We start from the raw sequence: 15,630 nt of genomic DNA, 5'->3' as shown, positions 1-15,630 counted from the left end.
GCCGTGCGGGGCGTCCGGCACCTGTCCGGCACCCCCTGGGGCGACCCCTACAGCCGCTTGCGGGGCGTCCCGCCGTCCAGCCGGTCCGGGCCGCCCTTCGGCGGCTTCCGGCCCTTGGGCTCCTTGACCTTGATCTCCACCCCGCCCCAGAAGGCGAGGCCGTTCACCACCACGCGCGGAGCCCCCGGGTCCGCCGGGGCCTGGGCGGCCCGCTGGTCGAAGGCGCCCATGATCCCGATGCCCCGTACGTCGACCTCCACACCCGGCGGCACCGTGATCTGGATGCCGCCCATCACGGCCACGCAGGTGATCACCACCTCGCGCTGCGCGAAGTTCGCCTCGCGCAGGTCGATCTCGCCGCCGCCCCAGATCGCCACCGCGTTGAAGCGGGCGGGCACCGTCCAGTGGCCCTTGCGCTGGAACCCCGACATGACGGCGACGGCCGTCGCGGAGGTGCCCGCGCCGCCGATGCGGGACTGCCAGGACTGCCGTGCCGCCCCGCCCTGAGCCGGCAGCGACGCGGGCGGTACCCCCACGGGGGCCTCCCCGGGCACGTCCGGCAGGTCGCGGGTCAGGGGGGCCAGCTCGGCGTACGTCCGGGACGCGTAGACCGCCTCCAGCCGCTCCTCGAACTCCTCCATGTCGAGCCGGCCCTCGGCGACGGCGTCCCGCAGGCGCTCCACCACCCGGTCCCGGTCGGCATCGGACGCCCTCAGCTCCGGCAGCGGCGCCTTCTCCGGCAACGGCTTCTCGGGCCGCTCGTCACTCATGCGGACCACCCTATGCAGAGATACGGGCGAGTTGAATGGCCCGTCCCCCAGCCGCTCCCCGGGATCGACCCTGATCTATCCCCGACGCCGCCGGACCCCGCGCCCCGCCTCCGGCCCCACGAGCCCCTGACGCCACCAGTCCGCCGACGCCACGCGGCCCCCGCCTCACCCCCGCCCCGCGTACATCCGCGCGATCACGTCCTCGATGTCCGGCTCCCGCACCGACAGGTCCAGCAGCGGGTACCGCGCCGCCACCTCCGCCACCAGCGGCGCCGCCGACGCCCGTGCCGGGAACGCCAGCCACTGCCGTGGCCCCTCCACCTTCACCACCCGCGCCCCCGCCACCTCGATCGGCGCGAACTCCGCCTCCAGGTCCACCACCAGCGTCCGCTCGCCCGCCCCCTCCGGGCCCACCTCGTGCAGCCCGCCCAGCGGCCCGTCGTACATCAGCCGCCCGTGGTCGATCACCATCACCCGCTCGCACAGCTGCTCGATGTCCTGGAGGTCGTGGGTCGTCAGCAGCACCGTGGTCCCCAGCTCCTCGTTCAGCTGCCGCAGGAAGCCCCGTACCTTCGCCTTGCTCACCACGTCGAGCCCGATCGTCGGCTCGTCCAGGTAGAGCACCTCCGGATCGTGCAGCAGCGCCGCCGCGATGTCCCCGCGCATCCGCTGCCCCAGCGACAGCTGCCGCACCGGCACGTCGAGCAGCTCGGCCAGGTCCAGGCGCTCCACGCACCGCTCCAGGTTCTCCGCGTAGCGCGCCGACGGGATCCGGTACATGCGCCGCATCAGCCCGTACGAGTCCTTCAGCGGAAGGTCCCACCACAGCGTCGTGCGCTGCCCGAACACCACCCCGATCCGGTGCGCGAGACGCATCCGCTCCCGCGCCGGGTCGATGCCGGCGACCCGCAGCCGGCCCCCGCTCGGGGTGAGGATCCCGGTCAGCATCTTGATCGTGGTCGACTTCCCGGCGCCGTTCGGCCCGATGTAGCCGACCATCTCGCCCCGCGCGACCTCGAAGCCGATCCCGTCCACGGCCCGGACCTGCCGCTTCTCCCTGCGGATCCAGTTCACCCGGCGGCGTACGTCGAAGACCTTCTCGACGCCCTCCAACGAGATCAGAGCCTCTGCCATCAACCCTCAACTCCCCGTACTGCGGTACGAACGGACACCCGCGCGCCACGCCAGCGACGCGGGCAGGAACACCACGAGAGCCACCAGCGGGCTCACGAACGCCGCCCACTGCGGCAGCCCGAGCGGATCGGGCCGCCCCAGCACGTACAGCGCGGGCAGCCAGTTGACGAAGGCCAGCGGCACGATGAAGGTCACCCCGCGCAGCAGGTCCTTCGCGAACACCGTCGGCGGGTACTGGAGCATCGTGCAGCCCCCGTACGTGAAGGAGTTCTGCACCTCCGCCGCGTCCCCGGCGACGAACTGGAAGGCCGCCCCGGCCACCATCACGGCCCCGAAGATCCCCGCCCCGGCCAGGATCATCACGGGCACCAGCAGCACCTTCCCGGCCGTCCACTCCACCTCCAGCGCCGAAACCGCCCAGACCAGCACCGCCAGGCCCTGCGCGACCCGGCCGAGGCGGCGCAGCGCGAACCGGTCCGCCGCGACCTGCGCGAGCACCGGGACCGGCCGCACCAGCATCGTGTCGAGGGAGCCGTCGCGGATCCGGGCCCCGATCCGGTCGGTGTTGCCGAGGAGCAGGTCAGCCAGCCCCAGCGAGGCCGAACAGGACCCGTAGAGCAGCGCGATCTCGGGGAGCGTGAACCCGCCCAGCACCTCCACGTGCGTGAACATCAAGTAGATCGTCACGAAGTCCAGCAGGGTGATCGCCGCGTTCCCGAAGGTCGAGAGGAAGAACGACGTCCGGTACGTCATCGTCGACCGGATCCACATCGCCACGATCAGCCCGTAGCCGCGCAGCCCCTCCCACGCCCGCCCGCGCGCCGCCGGTACGCCCGGCCGCCCCGGCGGCTCGTACGCCTCCGCCACACCGGTACCGACAGCGGCACCCGTCACCTCAGCCACCCTGGACCACCACCTTCCGCGTCGCCGCCGACTGCGCCAGCCGCCCCGCCCCCAGCAGCACCAGCGCCCATCCCGCCTGGAACCCCAGCGCCCGCACCGCTCCCCCGGCCCCCTCGTGCGTGCCGAGCAGGACGTCCAGCGGCACCTGGAGCATCGCCGCCCACGGCAGCACCCGCACCACCTCGCCGAAACCGCCCGGGAACACCGTCAGCGGCAGCACCATCCCCGAGAAGAAGATCGTCACGACCGTGGCCATCAGGTTGATCCCCGCCCCGTCCATCAGCCAGAACGCGGCCAGCCCCAGCAGGTACCGCACCGCGAAGCTCACGGTCAGCCCGAGCGCGACCGACACCAGGAACAACAGCCACCGCGCCGGATCACCGGGCAGCGCCAGCGGGAACGCCAGCGCCCCCGCGAGCAGCGGCACCACCCCGCGCCCCAGCAGATGGAAGGCCGCCCTCCCCATGTCCGAGGCGAGCCACCACAACTGGAGGTCCGCCGGCCGGTACAGGTCGACGGCGATGTCCCCCGTCCGCACCCGCTCCTGGAACTCCTCCTGGAAACCGCCCCCGATCATCGCCCCGGCCGCGAGCAGCGACTGGCTCACCCACACGAAGGTGAGGGCCTGCGCCTGGTCGTAGCCGCCGAGACCCGGCCGCTCGTCCCACAGCGCGATGTACGTGTACGCGACGATGAAACCGAACACGGTGTTGGTGAACACCCCTGCGGCCGTCGCCGTCCCGTAGGCCGCGTAGCGCCGGAAGCCGCCCGCCCAGACGGCTCCGTAGAGCAGCGCTCTCTGACGCACCGTATCCCCTCCGTTTTCCACGTCGTTCCTACGTCGGCCAAAGCGCGCGAGCTTAGTGCGGAGGGGCGAGCCACGCGACCGATTTATGCCCGTCCGGAGCGGAACCACCGGCCATCGGGTAGACACCATGAGGTACAGATGTGGATATTTCGCACGGCCACGAGGAGTCCGGGAAATGAGCGACCAGTCACCACCACCGGGCTGGACGCCTCGCGACCCGGACACCCCCGGCACGCCCGCGGAGCCCGTACTCGAACGCGCTCCCCGCAAGGGTGAAAAGAACCGCCCGCCGGCACCCGCCAAAGGCAGGCGACGGCGCACCGGTTGGCGCCGCGCCCTCCCCGGCTGGCGCATGCTGCTCGGCGGACTCCTGCTGCTCGCCCTGCTGCTGGGCGGCGCCCTCGTCGCCGGATACCTGCTGGTCGACATCCCGCCGGCCAACGCGGCGGCCACCGCCCAGTCCAACGTCTACCTCTACTCCGACGGCTCCCAGCTCGCCCGCGACGGCGAGGTCAACCGCGTCAACGTGCCGCTCTCCCAGGTCCCGCCCACCGTCCAGGAAGCCGTACTGGCCGCGGAGGACCGGGACTTCCACTCCGAACGCGCCGTCGACCCGAAGGCCATGGTCCGCGCCGCCTGGAACACCGTCACCGGCAAGGGCAAGCAGTCCGGCTCGACCATCACCCAGCAGTACGTCAAGAACTACTACCTGGGCCAGGAACAGACGGTGAACCGCAAGGTCAAGGAATTCTTCATCGCGATCAAACTCGGCCGCGAGAAGTCGAAGGACTACATCCTCGAGGGCTACCTCAACACCAGCTACTTCGGCCGCAACGCCTACGGCATCCAGGCAGCCTCGCAGGCCTACTACGGCAAGGACGTCGGCAAACTCACCACCGCCGAAGGCGCCTACCTGGCCACCCTCCTCAACTCCCCCAGCGCCTTCGACGTCATCGCCCACCCGCGCAGCCGCGACCGCGCCGTGGCCCGCTGGAACTACGTACTCGACGGCATGGTCAAGAAGAAGTGGATGACCCCGGCCGAACGCACGGCCGCGACTTTCCCCGAACCGGGCAGGATCCGCCCCGCGTCCGGACTTTCGGGCCAGCGCGGCTACCTCGTCGAGGCCGTCAAGGACTACATCACCGAACACAAGGTCCTCGACGACAAGACCCTCGCCGAGGGCGGCTACCGCATCACCACCACCATCGACAAACGCCGCCAGAACGCCTTCGCCGACGCCGTCCGGACCGAGATGACCGACCACCTCGACCCGGCAGCGCGCCCCGCGGACCGTCTCGTGCGGGCGGGCGGGGCCTCCATCGACCCGGCCACCGGCAACGTCGTCGCCCTGTACGGCGGCATCGACTACACCAAGCAGTACGTGAACAACGCGACCCGGCACGACTACCAGGTGGCCTCCACCTTCAAGCCGTTCGTCTTCGCCGCCGCGGTCGAGAACGGCTCCCGCACCCAGGACGGCCGCCGCATCACCCCCAACACCGTCTACAACGGCGACAACAAGCGCCCCGTCGTCGGCGGCCGGATCCGCTTCGACCCCGAGAACGAGGGCCAGATCTCCTACGGGAACATCACCGTCAACACCGCCACCGACCTCTCCGTCAACACCGTCTACGCGCAGATGGCCGTCGACGTCGGCGGGGCCGCGGTGAAGGAGACGGCCATCGCCCTCGGCATCCCCGAGAACACCCCGAACTTCGACCCGGGCCCGGCCATCGCGCTCGGCACCATGCAGGCCAGCGTCCTGGACATGACCCAGGCCTACGCGACCCTCGCCGACCACGGCCGGCGCGTCCCGTACACCCTCGTGGAGAAGATCACCAAGGACGGGGACGACATCCGCCTCCCCGACCGCGCCCCGCACCAGGCCATCAGCCGCGAAGCCGCCGACACGACCACCTCCATGCTGATCAGCGTCGTCGACAACGGCACCGGGACGGCCGCCCTCGCCGCCGGCCACCCGGCCGCCGGCAAGACCGGCACCGCCGAACTGGACCGTTCGGCCTGGTTCGCCGCGTACACCCCGGACCTGGTCACGGTCGTCTCGATGATGGGCCAGGACCCCGACACCGGCACCCTCCAGTCCCTGTACGGGGCCCTCGGCGAGCGGCGCATCGGAGGCGGCGGCTACCCGGCCCGGATCTGGGCCGCCTACACGAAGACGGCCCTGGAGGCCTCCGACCCCGTGGACTTCGACCTCGACCTCCAGCGGGGCGCCGCCCCGCCCCAGCAGCCCGACACCCCCCAGCCGCCCCCCGGCAGCTTCTCCCCGGACACGCCCGCCCCGCCGACGGACGGCCCGCCGGACGGCGGCCGCACCGACGGCGGCCAGACGGACGGAGGCCGCACCCCGGACGGCCGGACGGACGGAGGCCAGACCACTGACGGCCAGACCCAAGGCGGCCAGACCAACGGGGGCCAGGACCAGGGCGGCCAGACCCAGGGCGGCCAGACCAACGGAGGCCAGACCACCGGCGGCCGGACGGACGGCGGCCAGACCCAGGGCGGACAGACACAGGGCGGCCAGGACCAGGGCGGCCAGACGGACGGAGGCCAGAGCACCGGCGGCCGGAGCGACGGGGGCCAGACCCAGGGCGGCACCGGCCTCCGCCGCCGGCCCCCGGCCGACTACCTGGAGTAGGCCCGCACCCGCTCAGTGACCGGAGGTCGCCTTCAGCCCCACGACCGCGACCAGCAGCAGACAGATGAAGAAGATCCGGGCGGCGGTGACGGGCTCCCCCAGCACCGCCATCCCCAGCACCGCGGCCCCGGCCGCACCGATGCCCACCCACACCCCGTACGCCGTACCGATGGGCAGCGTCTTGGCGGCGTACGACAACAGCACCATGCTCGCGACGATCCCGGCACCCGTGAACACGGACGGCCACAGCCGGGTGAAGCCCTCGGTGAATTTCATGCCGATCGACCAGCCCACTTCGAGCAGACCGGCGACGAGAAGAAGAACCCAGGCCATGACAGGCACCTCCGGGACGAGACGGAACGGGGGTGCGTCGTCTTTGCGTCCTGCAACCCGGTACGGCGCGTCTCGTCGGGGGTTCCCCTCCACCGTAGCAAAGGGCAGCACGAAGGGCTGGTGACCTCGGCCACCAGCCCTCAGGGGTCCACATCCCGCTCAGATCGAATCGGTCCGAGCCTGATCAGATCAGAGCCGGATCAGATCACAGGTACAGCCCGGTGGAGTCCTTCGACCCCTCCAGCCGCTCCGCGGCCACCGCGTGCAGGTCCCGCTCGCGCATCAGCACGTACGTCGCCCCGCGCACCTCCACCTCGGCCCGGTCCTCCGGGTCGTACAGCACCCGGTCCCCCGGCTCCACGCTCCGTACGTTCTGCCCGACCGCGACCACCTCGGCCCAGGCCAGCCGCTTGCCCACGGCGGCCGTCGCCGGGATCAGGATCCCGCCGCCCGAGCGCCGCTCGCCCTCGGGCAGGTCGGACTTCACGAGCACGCGGTCGTGCAGCATGCGGATGGGCAGCTTGTCGTGGGTGGTGTTCTCGCTCACGACCCGAACCTACCTGCCCCGGCCCGCCCCGTACGCCGGTGGGTCCTCACCGCTTGCGGCGCGCCGACACCACGACCAGCCCGACCACGCCGGCGGCCAGCAGCGCCACGGGCACGATCCGCTCGAAGCGCGGCGCCCCGTCCTCGTGGCGCAGCCCGTCCTTCACGTCGGTGACCAGCCGGTTGACCGCGACGAAGGCCCGCCCGGCGGTCTGGTCGACGGTCGACGCGACCCTCGCCTTCGCGTCCCCGATGATCGTCTTCGGGTGCATGCGCACGCCGATCTCGTCGAGCGTCTCGGCGAGCTGCTCGCGGCGGCGGACGATGTCCGCCTCGATCTGAGCGGGGGTCCTGGCTTCCGGCACCGCGCTGCCTCCGTCGTTGTGTCGTCTGTGGGCGTGATCCGTCATGGACAGTCTGTCAGCTCCGTCAGCTTAGGCTCATGAGGTACCGATCCCCTCCCGAGGAGACTGTTGAGATGAGCGAGCGACTCCAGCCGGGCGACACCGCCCCCGCCTTCACCCTGCCCGACGCGGACGGCAACGAGGTCTCGCTGGCCGACCACAAGGGCCGCAAGGTGATCGTGTACTTCTACCCGGCGGCCCTGACGCCGGGCTGCACCAAGCAGGCCTGCGACTTCACGGACAACCTGGACGTCCTGGCCGCCGCCGGGTACGACGTCATCGGCGTCTCCCCCGACAAGCCGGAGAAGCTCGCCAAGTTCCGCGAGCAGGAGCACCTGAAGGTCACCCTCGTCGGGGACCCCGACAAGGAGACCCTGACGGCGTACGGCGCGTTCGGCGAGAAGAAGCTCTACGGCAAGACGGTCACCGGGGTCATCCGCTCCACGGTCGTCGTCGACGAGCAGGGCAAGGTCGAGCACGCCTTCTACAACGTCAAGGCCACCGGCCACGTAGCGAAGATCATCAAGGACCTGGGCATCTGACCCACCCGTTCGCCGGAACAGCCCGCACCCAACCGGTGCGGGCTTCTGCGTTCACCGGGGGCGCTTCGCCACGACGGCCCCAACTGCCATCCGCCGACGGCCACGTGGCCGGAACGCTCCGCGCAACCCTGTCGCCCCACGGACCACCACCCCTTTAGACTGACCACGACCCGGACGGGGAGCGTGTCCGAATTGGTCACAATGTCGCGGTTGTGGTGGAATTGGCAGTCACGCTGGGTTTAGGTCCCAGTGGGGTAAAACCCGTGGGGGTTCGAGTCCCCCCAACCGCACGTGCACACCGAAGGCCCGGCTCTCGTGAGTCGGGCCTTCGGTGTTGTGGTGGGGGTCAGCCCAGGAGTTCCCTGATGGCCGGGACCAGGGCGCGGAAGGCCTGGCCGCGGTGGGAGATGGCGTTCTTCTCCGCCGGGGCGAGTTCGGCGCAGGTGCGGGTGTCGCCCAGGGGCTGGAGGATCGGGTCGTAGCCGAAGCCGCCGCCGCCTTCGGGGGCGTGGCGGAGGGTGCCGAGGAGGCGGCCCTCGACGACGCGTTCGGTGCCGTCCGGCAGGGCGAGGGCGGCGGCGCAGAAGAAGTGGGCGCCGCGGTGCTCGTCGGCGATGTCGCCGAGCTGGGCCAGGAGCAGCGCGAGGTTGGCGGCGTCGTCGCCGTGGGCGCCGGCCCAGCGGGCGGAGAAGATGCCGGGGGCGCCGTTCAGGACGTCGACGCAGAGGCCGGAGTCGTCGGCGACGGCGGGCAGGCCGGTGGCCCGGGCGAGGGCGTGGGCCTTGAGGAGGGCGTTCTCGGCGAAGGTGACGCCGGTTTCCTTGACGTCGGGGATCTCCGGGTACGCGTCCGCGCCGACCAGGTCGTGCGGCAGGCCGGCGTCGGACAGGATGGCGCGCAGTTCGGTGACTTTGCCCGGGTTGCGGGTGGCGAGGATCAGGCGGGGCGGCGTGGAGGTCATGGCTCCATTATTTCCGGCCCGCGGGGTGGTTCAGCCGGGGGTGCAGACCTTGGAGATCTCGGCGGCGGCGTCGGCGACGGGCTTGATGTCGGGGGCGGTGTTGCCGCTCTCGATGGAGGTGCGGACGTTCTTGACGGCCGTGTTCATGGAGTCGACGGCCTTGCCGAGGTCGGCGTTGTCGGTCTGGTCGCCGATCTTCTTGAGGCTCGCCTCGATCTCGTTGAGGGCCTTCTGGGCGTCGTCGAGGCTGTTGCCGGCCTGGGAGACGGCCTGCTGGAGGTCGTTGGCGCTGTCGGCTATCGCGACTCCGGTGCTGGCGCAGTCCATGGCGGTGGAGATGGCGTCGCAGGAGGTGAGGGCCGGGACGGTGAGCGCTGCGGCCAGGGCGACGGCGGCGATGCGGAGCTTGGGCTTCATGGTGTGGGGTCCCCCCGCTGTTGGGATACGTGGACGGGCGCACGGTGGTGAGACCGTGCGCCCGTGTGTGCGTAGACGCGTGTGCGCGTCCCGCGGTTGCTACGGGGCCTGGAGTTCGAGGGCGCCGAGCTGGAGGGCTTCGAGGTCGGCGCAGCCGCCTGCGGCGAGGTCGAGGAGGGCGTTGAGTTCCTTGCGGTCGAAGGGTTCGCCTTCGGCGGTGCCCTGGACCTCGACGAAGCGGCCGTCGCCGGTGCAGACGACGTTCATGTCGGTTTCGGCGCGGACGTCTTCCTCGTAGCAGAGGTCGAGGAGGGGTTCGCCGTCGACGATGCCGACGCTGACGGCGGCGACGGTGCCGGTGAGGGGCTTGCGGCCGGCCTTGACGAGCTTCTTCTTCTGGCCCCAGGCGACGGCGTCGGCGAGGGCGACGTAGGCGCCGGTGATGGCGGCGGTGCGGGTGCCGCCGTCGGCCTGGAGGACGTCGCAGTCCAGGACGATGGTGTTCTCGCCGAGGGCCTTGTAGTCGATGACGGCGCGCAGCGAGCGGCCGATGAGGCGGGAGATCTCGTGGGTGCGGCCGCCGATCTTGCCGCGGACGGATTCGCGGTCGCCGCGGGTGTTGGTGGAGCGGGGCAGCATCGAGTATTCGGAGGTGACCCAGCCTTCGCCGCTGCCCTTGCGCCAGCGCGGGACGCCTTCGGTGAAGGAGGCGGTGCAGAAGACCTTGGTGTCACCGAAGGAGATGAGGACGGAGCCCTCGGCGTGCTTGCTCCATCCGCGTTCGATGGTGACCGGGCGGAGCTGTTCGGGCGTGCGGCCGTCGATGCGAGACATGGCTGTGAGCCTAGTCGGTGCGGGGGTACGAGAGGACCCCGTCCGGGTCGGTCCGGGACGGGGTCTCGTCGTGTGCGGGGTGGTGCGGGCCGGGTGGGTTCAGCTCACATCATGTCTTCGATGTCGGCGGCGATGGGGTCGGCGTCGGTGCCGATGACGACCTGGATCGCGGTGCCCATCTTGACGACGCCGTGGGCGCCGGCGGCCTTCAGGGCTGCTTCGTCGACGAGGCCCGGGTCCTTGACTTCGGTGCGGAGGCGGGTGATGCAGCCTTCGACCTCTTCGATGTTGTCGATACCGCCGAGCCCGGCGACGATCTTCTCAGCCTTGGTGGCCATGTGTGTCTCCCTGAGTGTTTCGAAGAACGAGTCTCGGCGGCCGTAACCAGCGTCGTCCGCTTTGTCACGGTAACTCACGGTTGGCCTATCTACGCGGGCGCGTGCCCGGTAGCTGCCGAATGATGACCATCAGCAGCAGCCTGCCCCAGCTACTGGTCTACACCAGTGTGCCGCAAGTGTTGCGACTGCCAAAAACGGGCCGGGTGAGGGAGGACGCGATGAGCGCGAGCAGTACCGCAACGGCGCCGGAGCCGAAGTGGTGGAACGGTTTGTTCCAGGGCTTGCAGAAGATGGGGCGGAGCCTCCAGCTGCCGATCGCCGTCCTCCCGGCGGCGGGCATCCTGAACCGCCTCGGCCAGCCCGACCTGTTCGGCGCGCAGGGCCTGGGCTGGACGAACGTCGCGAAGGTGATGGCGAGCGCGGGCGGCGCCCTGCTCAACAGCGACCTCGGGCTGCCGCTCCTGTTCTGCGTGGGCGTCGCGATCGGCATGGCGAAGAAGGCGGACGGCTCGACGGCGCTGGCGGCGGTGGTCGGCTTCCTCGTCTACCGCAGCGTCCTGCGCGCCTTCCCCCAGCCCTGCCCCACGGGGACGAAGGACGTGGGGGGCGGCTGCCTGGGTCCGGACGACACCCTGGCCGAGTACACCTTCCAGAATCCGGGGGTGTTCGGCGGCATCGTGATGGGCCTGCTCGCCGCCTGGTTCTGGCGGCGCTACCACCGGGTGAAGCTGGTGGACTGGCTGGGCTTCTTCAACGGGCGCCGGCTGGTCCCGATCGTCATGACCTTCGTCGCGATCGCGTTCGCCGTGCTCTGCCTGTGGATCTGGCCGCCGATCGGCGACGCCCTGGAGAGCTTCTCGGACTGGCTGGTCGGTCTGGGGTCGTGGGGCGCGGGCATCTTCGGCGTCGCGAACCGCGCGCTGCTGGTGATCGGCCTGCACCAGTTCCTGAACGTGCCGGTGTGGTTCCAGTTCGGCAGCTTCACCGGGGCGGACGGCAAGGTGGTGCACGGCGACATCCCGATGTTCCTGGCGGGCGACCCGAACGCGGGGCAGTTCCTGTCCGGGTTCTTCCCCATCATGATGTTCGCCCTGCCGGCGGCGGCCCTGGCCATCACGCACTGCGCGAAGCCGCTGCGGCGCAAGGAGGTCGGCGGCCTGATGATGTCGGTCGGCCTGACCTCGTTCGTCACGGGCATCACGGAGCCGTTGGAGTACTCCTTCCTCTTCGTGGCGCCGGCGCTGTACGCGGTCCACGCGGTGCTGACGGGCGTGTCGATGGCGGTGACGTGGGCGCTGGGCGTGCACGACGGCTTCAGCTTCTCGGCCGGTCTGATCGACTACGTCATCAACTGGGGGCTGGCCACGAAGCCGTGGATGATCATTCCGATCGGTCTGTGCTTCGCGGTCGTGTACTACGCCGTCTTCCGCTTCGCGATCACGAAGTTCGACATTCCGACGCCGGGGCGGGAGTCGGACGAGGAGATCGCGGTCATGGAGGCGGAGAACACCAAGGCGTAGCCAAGCCGTTATGAAGGCGCGGGGGACCGCGCCGGGCCCTTCGGCCCCGCCCCCGAGGCCCTCGGATCCCAGGATCCGGGGGCCTTCGCCATGTCCGGAAGGCCGCCGTTCCGGATAGCGGACCGAGTTGGGGCGCGTGTGGCGTAGACCACGAGAAATTGAAGGTTCCTTATCTAACCCTCACCGTGTTACAACTGGTCTACACCACCCATTGGTGTAGACCACGCGTGGCTCGTTCCGGCCCCCGCGGTCCCCCTTTCCGAGACGCCGCCACCCCCGTTCCGTACCCCCTGGCAGTGCCTTGTCCACTGGAGGAAGTCCATGTCCACAGCCACCGCTGCTGCGGAAAAGAAGAAGGGCGCTGGCGTGATGGCCGTCATGCAGCGCATCGGCCGGAGCCTCATGCTCCCCGTTGCCGTGCTGCCTGCCGGCGCGCTCCTGCTCCGCCTCGGCGCGGACGACATGCTCGGTGACAAGGACGTCTTCCCGACGTTCATCCTCAAGATCGCCGGGTACATGGCCGCCGGTGGTGGCGCGATCCTCGACAACATGGCGCTCCTGTTCGCCGTCGGCATCGCGATCGGCTTCGCCAAGAAGTCGGACGGCTCGACCGCCCTGGCCGCGGTCACGGGTTACCTGGTCTTCCAGAAGGTCCTCGCCACCTTCACCGACAGCAACCTGCCGAAGGTCGCCAAGGTCGACGGCGACAAGATCATCCACGTGGACGCCGCGGTCAACGCCGGTGTCCTCGGCGGTGTCGTGATGGGCATCATCACCGCCCTGCTGTACCAGAAGTTCTACCGGACCAAGCTGCCGGACTGGGCGGGCTTCTTCGGCGGCCGCCGTCTGGTCCCGATCCTCTCGGCCCTCGCGGGTCTGGTCACCGGCATCGTCTTCGGTCTCATCTGGCCGGTCCTCGGCACCGGTCTGCACAACTTCGGTGAGTGGCTCGTCGGTTCCGGTTCGGTCGGCGCCGGCATCTTCGGTGTCGCCAACCGTGCGCTCATCCCGATCGGCATGCACCACCTGCTGAACTCCTTCCCCTGGTTCCAGGCCGGTTCCTTCGACGGTGCCAACGGCGCCGTCCACGGCGACATCGCCCGCTTCCTCGCCGGTGACCCGACCGCCGGACAGTTCATGACCGGCTTCTTCCCGATCATGATGTTCGCCCTCCCGGCGGCCTGCCTCGCGATCGTCCACTGCGCCCGCCCCGAGCGCCGCAAGGTCGTCGGCGGCATGATGTTCTCCCTCGCGGCCACCGCGTTCGTCACCGGTGTGACCGAGCCGATCGAGTTCACCTTCATGTTCATCGCCCCGGTGCTCTACGCGATCCACGCGGTCCTCACCGGTGTCTCGCTGGCGCTGACCTGGGCCCTGGGCATGCGCGACGGCTTCGGGTTCTCCGCCGGCGCGGTCGACTTCCTCCTGAACCTGGGCATCGCGAACAACCCGTGGGGCCTGGCCGGCGTCGGCCTCTGCTTCGCGGTCGTCTACTACTTCGTCTTCCGCTTCGCGATCACCAAGTGGAACCTCCCCACGCCGGGCCGCGAGTCCGACGAGGAGCTCGCCGAGCTGCAGAAGGCCGAGGCCAAGTAAGCAGCGGTCAGTACGCGACGAAGCCCCCGCTCTCCCGGAAGGGAGGGCGGGGGCTTCGCCGTGTGCGCGGCCGCGGGCCGGGTCCCGCCGGGGTTCAGACCTCGTAGACGGCGCCCGCGTAAGCGAGGTCGACCCGGCCGTCGTAGACGGCGCGGGCGTCGGCGAGGTTCTGGTCCGCGTCCGTCCACGGCGGGATGTGGGTGAGCACGAGCCGGCCGACCTTGCCGCCGCGGGCGTACTCCCCGGCCTCGCGGCCGTTGAGGTGGAGGTCGGGGATGTCTTCCTTGCCGTGCGTGAAGGAGGCCTCGCACAGGAAGAGGTCGGCGCCCTCGGCGAGCGTGCCGAGTTCGGGGCAGACCCCGGTGTCCCCGGAGTACACGAGCGAACGTCCCCCGTGCTCGACGCGGATCGCGTACGACTCGACCGGGTGGCAGACCTTCTCGGTGCGCACCTTGAACGGGCCGATCTCGAAGGACGCGGACTTCAGGGCCCGGAAGTCGAAGACCTCGCTCATCGAACTCGGGTCGGGGACGTCCTCGTAGGCCGTGGTCAGGCGCTGCTCGGTGCCCTCGGGTCCGTAGACGGGGATGGTGCCGCAGCGGCCGCCCTCGTGGCGGTAGAAACGGGCGACGAAGTAGGCGCACATGTCGATGCAGTGATCGGCGTGCAGGTGGCTCAGGAAGATCGCGTCGAGGTCGTAGAGACCGCAGTGGCGCTGGAGCGCGCCGAGCGAGCCGTTGCCCATGTCGAGGAGCAGGTGGAAGCCGTCGGCCTCGACGAGGTAGCTCGAACATGCCGATTCCGCGGACGGGAACGACCCCGAGCAGCCGACGACGGTGAGCTTCATGGAGCGTGAACCTCCGTGGACGGTCCGTGGACGGAATGCGGGCCGTGCGTGGGTCGAGCGTAAGGCGCGAAACGTCCGGTCGCTCCTCCGCGGCAGGCCGTTGTGGGGGGAATCACCTGTGCTGTCACCCGGGGGAGCGACGGGGGGTACGGGCGTTGCCGCGCCGGGGGCTCCGTGCGCGGCTACGGTCGGTACATGGACACGTCCTGGTGGCCCGCGCTGGTCGCGGTGGTCGCCGTGGCGGTGGTGGTGCTGCTGCCGCGGCGGGTCCTGGGGGGCCGCGGCGGGGCGGCCGTGGCGCCGCCGCACGGGGCGGGGCCGCCTCCGGACGTGCGGGCGGGCGAGCTGTGGAGCCTGGTGGACGGCAGGTCGTGCCTGGTCATGGCGGTACGGGCGCACCGGGAGCGGGCTCGGGTCGCGTGGATCGCGGGGAAGTACGACGACCGCCGGCCCGGGGTGATCCCGCTGCCGCCGGGGATCGCGGGCCGGCAGGGGCGGGGCAGTTTCCTGGAGGCGGACCGGCCGGCGGAGGTGTCGCTGTGGGAGTTCCGCAAGCGGCTGGGGACGCTGGATCCGGCGGTGTGGGACGAGGTCAAGGGGCTGGGAGGCGGTGCGGGGTGATCCGGGTGCGGCGCGTCTACGATCCGCCCGAGCCGGGGGCGGACGGCGTGCGGGTGCTCGTGGACCGGCTGTGGCCGCGCGGGCTGTCCAAGGCGGCGGCCGCGGTGGACGAGTGGCCGCGGGCGCTGACCCCCTCGGCGGAGCTGCGGAAGTGGTTCCACGCCGGGGGCTCCCCCGAGGAGTTCCGGCGGCGCTACGAGGCGGAGCTGGGCGGGGCCGGGGCGGCGGCGGAGCTGGCCCGGCTGCGGGCGCTGGCCGGGGCGGGCCCGCTCACCCTGGTGACGGCGGTCCGGGATCCGGGGGCGAGCCACGCCGCCGTGCTGGCGGAGCTGCTGGCCGCCCCCTGACCCCGTAGCCGTAGCCGTCGCCGCCGACACCGCCGACGGCGCACGGC

18 protein-coding genes, 1 tRNA gene and 1 riboswitch are annotated in these 15,630 nt (G+C 70.9%); of the genes, 7 read left to right on the top strand and 12 right to left on the bottom strand.

Features of this window, described 5'->3' with window-relative positions:
- Positions 1–47 precede the first annotated feature (47 nt).
- The 4 genes from ABZZ17_RS13595 to ABZZ17_RS13580 form a co-directional block, all read right to left on the bottom strand.
- The gene (locus ABZZ17_RS13595) at positions 48–770 is read right to left on the bottom strand and encodes a DUF1707 domain-containing protein (RefSeq protein WP_356875346.1); all 723 of its coding nucleotides are present in this window, start codon (positions 768–770) and stop codon (positions 48–50) included.
- Positions 771–935: 165 nt separating this feature from the next.
- Positions 936–1,904, bottom strand: a complete 969-nt coding sequence (locus tag ABZZ17_RS13590; protein ID WP_356875344.1) for an ATP-binding cassette domain-containing protein — start codon at positions 1,902–1,904, stop codon at positions 936–938.
- A 6-nt stretch (positions 1,905–1,910) separates the two neighbouring features.
- Entirely contained in the window at positions 1,911–2,702 is a 792-nt protein-coding gene (locus ABZZ17_RS13585; protein WP_356875458.1) for an ABC transporter permease, read from the bottom strand.
- Between the two features lie 97 nt (positions 2,703–2,799).
- The gene (locus ABZZ17_RS13580) at positions 2,800–3,615 is read right to left on the bottom strand and encodes an ABC-2 family transporter protein (protein WP_356875342.1); all 816 of its coding nucleotides are present in this window, start codon (positions 3,613–3,615) and stop codon (positions 2,800–2,802) included.
- A 352-nt stretch (positions 3,616–3,967) separates the two neighbouring features.
- On the opposite strand from ABZZ17_RS13580, the gene ABZZ17_RS13575 reads away from it, so the two are divergent.
- The gene (locus ABZZ17_RS13575; protein WP_356875456.1) at positions 3,968–6,277 is read left to right on the top strand and encodes a transglycosylase domain-containing protein; all 2,310 of its coding nucleotides are present in this window, start codon (positions 3,968–3,970) and stop codon (positions 6,275–6,277) included.
- Between the two features lie 12 nt (positions 6,278–6,289).
- Here the strand turns inward: ABZZ17_RS13575 and ABZZ17_RS13570 are convergent, their stop codons facing one another.
- The 3 genes from ABZZ17_RS13570 to ABZZ17_RS13560 all read right to left on the bottom strand — a co-directional run bounded on the left by ABZZ17_RS13570 (position 6,290) and on the right by ABZZ17_RS13560 (position 7,521).
- On the bottom strand, positions 6,290–6,610 hold the full coding sequence (locus ABZZ17_RS13570; protein WP_030158619.1) for a multidrug efflux SMR transporter: 321 nt from the start codon (positions 6,608–6,610) through the stop codon (positions 6,290–6,292).
- 31 nt (positions 6,611–6,641) lie between these two features.
- A riboswitch (guanidine-III (ykkC-III) riboswitch) is annotated at positions 6,642–6,720 on the bottom strand.
- 95 nt (positions 6,721–6,815) lie between these two features.
- The gene (locus ABZZ17_RS13565; protein WP_030239046.1) at positions 6,816–7,157 is read right to left on the bottom strand and encodes a co-chaperone GroES; all 342 of its coding nucleotides are present in this window, start codon (positions 7,155–7,157) and stop codon (positions 6,816–6,818) included.
- A gap of 46 nt (positions 7,158–7,203) precedes the next feature.
- Positions 7,204–7,521 carry a DUF3618 domain-containing protein gene (locus tag ABZZ17_RS13560; protein ID WP_356875454.1) on the bottom strand — a complete coding sequence of 106 codons (318 nt, stop codon included), beginning with the start codon at positions 7,519–7,521 and terminating at the stop codon, positions 7,204–7,206.
- Positions 7,522–7,634: 113 nt separating this feature from the next.
- Between ABZZ17_RS13560 and bcp the strand changes: the two genes are divergently transcribed.
- Positions 7,635–8,102, top strand: a complete 468-nt coding sequence (gene bcp, locus ABZZ17_RS13555) for a thioredoxin-dependent thiol peroxidase (RefSeq protein ID WP_356875340.1) — start codon at positions 7,635–7,637, stop codon at positions 8,100–8,102.
- 206 nt (positions 8,103–8,308) lie between these two features.
- Positions 8,309–8,392, top strand: a tRNA-Leu gene (locus tag ABZZ17_RS13550).
- Positions 8,393–8,448: 56 nt separating this feature from the next.
- Here the strand turns inward: ABZZ17_RS13550 and rdgB are convergent.
- The 4 genes from rdgB to ABZZ17_RS13530 form a co-directional block, all read right to left on the bottom strand.
- Entirely contained in the window at positions 8,449–9,063 is a 615-nt protein-coding gene (gene rdgB / locus ABZZ17_RS13545; protein ID WP_356875338.1) for an RdgB/HAM1 family non-canonical purine NTP pyrophosphatase, read from the bottom strand.
- Between the two features lie 30 nt (positions 9,064–9,093).
- Positions 9,094–9,480 (bottom strand): hypothetical protein, encoded by a 387-nt coding sequence (locus tag ABZZ17_RS13540; protein WP_356875336.1) that lies wholly within the window; start codon positions 9,478–9,480, stop codon positions 9,094–9,096.
- Between the two features lie 99 nt (positions 9,481–9,579).
- Complete coding sequence (gene rph, locus ABZZ17_RS13535; RefSeq protein WP_356875334.1) at positions 9,580–10,314, bottom strand: ribonuclease PH; 735 nt, start codon at positions 10,312–10,314, stop codon at positions 9,580–9,582.
- Positions 10,315–10,418: 104 nt separating this feature from the next.
- Positions 10,419–10,730 carry a PTS glucose/sucrose transporter subunit IIB gene (locus tag ABZZ17_RS13530; RefSeq protein WP_356875332.1) on the bottom strand — a complete coding sequence of 104 codons (312 nt, stop codon included), beginning with the start codon at positions 10,728–10,730 and terminating at the stop codon, positions 10,419–10,421.
- A 140-nt stretch (positions 10,731–10,870) separates the two neighbouring features.
- Between ABZZ17_RS13530 and ABZZ17_RS13525 the strand changes: the two genes are divergently transcribed.
- Positions 10,871–12,172, top strand: a complete 1,302-nt coding sequence (locus ABZZ17_RS13525; protein WP_356875330.1) for a PTS transporter subunit EIIC — start codon at positions 10,871–10,873, stop codon at positions 12,170–12,172.
- A 321-nt stretch (positions 12,173–12,493) separates the two neighbouring features.
- A complete protein-coding gene (locus ABZZ17_RS13520; RefSeq protein ID WP_356875328.1) occupies positions 12,494–13,768 on the top strand; it encodes a PTS transporter subunit EIIC in 1,275 nt (424 codons plus the stop codon).
- A gap of 94 nt (positions 13,769–13,862) precedes the next feature.
- Here ABZZ17_RS13520 and ABZZ17_RS13515 read toward each other — a convergent pair whose 3' ends face one another.
- Positions 13,863–14,615, bottom strand: coding sequence for an MBL fold metallo-hydrolase (locus ABZZ17_RS13515; protein ID WP_356875326.1), 753 nt, complete (start codon positions 14,613–14,615; stop codon positions 13,863–13,865).
- A 195-nt stretch (positions 14,616–14,810) separates the two neighbouring features.
- Between ABZZ17_RS13515 and ABZZ17_RS13510 the strand changes: the two genes are divergently transcribed.
- Together ABZZ17_RS13510 and ABZZ17_RS13505 are read left to right on the top strand one after the other, a co-directional pair.
- Positions 14,811–15,236 (top strand): hypothetical protein, encoded by a 426-nt coding sequence (locus tag ABZZ17_RS13510; RefSeq protein WP_356875324.1) that lies wholly within the window; start codon positions 14,811–14,813, stop codon positions 15,234–15,236.
- Positions 15,233–15,583: a DUF488 family protein gene (locus ABZZ17_RS13505; RefSeq protein WP_356875322.1), complete on the top strand. Its 351-nt coding sequence runs from the start codon at positions 15,233–15,235 to the stop codon at positions 15,581–15,583. Before ABZZ17_RS13510 ends, ABZZ17_RS13505 begins: the two co-directional genes overlap by 4 nt.
- The last annotated feature ends 47 nt before the right edge of the window (positions 15,584–15,630 follow it).

Origin of the sequence: Streptomyces sp. NPDC006512 (genome assembly GCF_040611935.1) — a bacterium.
Taxonomy (GTDB): Bacteria; Actinomycetota; Actinomycetes; order Streptomycetales; family Streptomycetaceae; genus Streptomyces.
Note: the sequence above shows the minus strand (reverse complement) of the source record. Positions and strands in the feature narration are given on the sequence as shown.

What these genes read in the sequence shown, in the direction of transcription:
- ABZZ17_RS13595 (WP_356875346.1), bottom strand. Translation starts at nt 770, where the DNA reads ATGAGTGACGAGCGGCCCGAGAAGCCGTTGCCGGAGAAGGCGCCGCTG.
- ABZZ17_RS13590 (WP_356875344.1), bottom strand. Translation starts at nt 1,904, where the DNA reads ATGGCAGAGGCTCTGATCTCGTTGGAGGGCGTCGAGAAGGTCTTCGAC.
- ABZZ17_RS13575 (WP_356875456.1), top strand. Translation starts at nt 3,968, where the DNA reads ATGCTGCTCGGCGGACTCCTGCTGCTCGCCCTGCTGCTGGGCGGCGCC.
- ABZZ17_RS13570 (WP_030158619.1), bottom strand. Translation starts at nt 6,610, where the DNA reads ATGGCCTGGGTTCTTCTTCTCGTCGCCGGTCTGCTCGAAGTGGGCTGG.
- bcp (WP_356875340.1), top strand. Translation starts at nt 7,635, where the DNA reads ATGAGCGAGCGACTCCAGCCGGGCGACACCGCCCCCGCCTTCACCCTG.
- rdgB (WP_356875338.1), bottom strand. Translation starts at nt 9,063, where the DNA reads ATGACCTCCACGCCGCCCCGCCTGATCCTCGCCACCCGCAACCCGGGC.
- ABZZ17_RS13540 (WP_356875336.1), bottom strand. Translation starts at nt 9,480, where the DNA reads ATGAAGCCCAAGCTCCGCATCGCCGCCGTCGCCCTGGCCGCAGCGCTC.
- rph (WP_356875334.1), bottom strand. Translation starts at nt 10,314, where the DNA reads ATGTCTCGCATCGACGGCCGCACGCCCGAACAGCTCCGCCCGGTCACC.
- ABZZ17_RS13525 (WP_356875330.1), top strand. Translation starts at nt 10,871, where the DNA reads ATGAGCGCGAGCAGTACCGCAACGGCGCCGGAGCCGAAGTGGTGGAAC.
- ABZZ17_RS13520 (WP_356875328.1), top strand. Translation starts at nt 12,494, where the DNA reads ATGTCCACAGCCACCGCTGCTGCGGAAAAGAAGAAGGGCGCTGGCGTG.
- ABZZ17_RS13515 (WP_356875326.1), bottom strand. Translation starts at nt 14,615, where the DNA reads ATGAAGCTCACCGTCGTCGGCTGCTCGGGGTCGTTCCCGTCCGCGGAA.
- ABZZ17_RS13510 (WP_356875324.1), top strand. Translation starts at nt 14,811, where the DNA reads ATGGACACGTCCTGGTGGCCCGCGCTGGTCGCGGTGGTCGCCGTGGCG.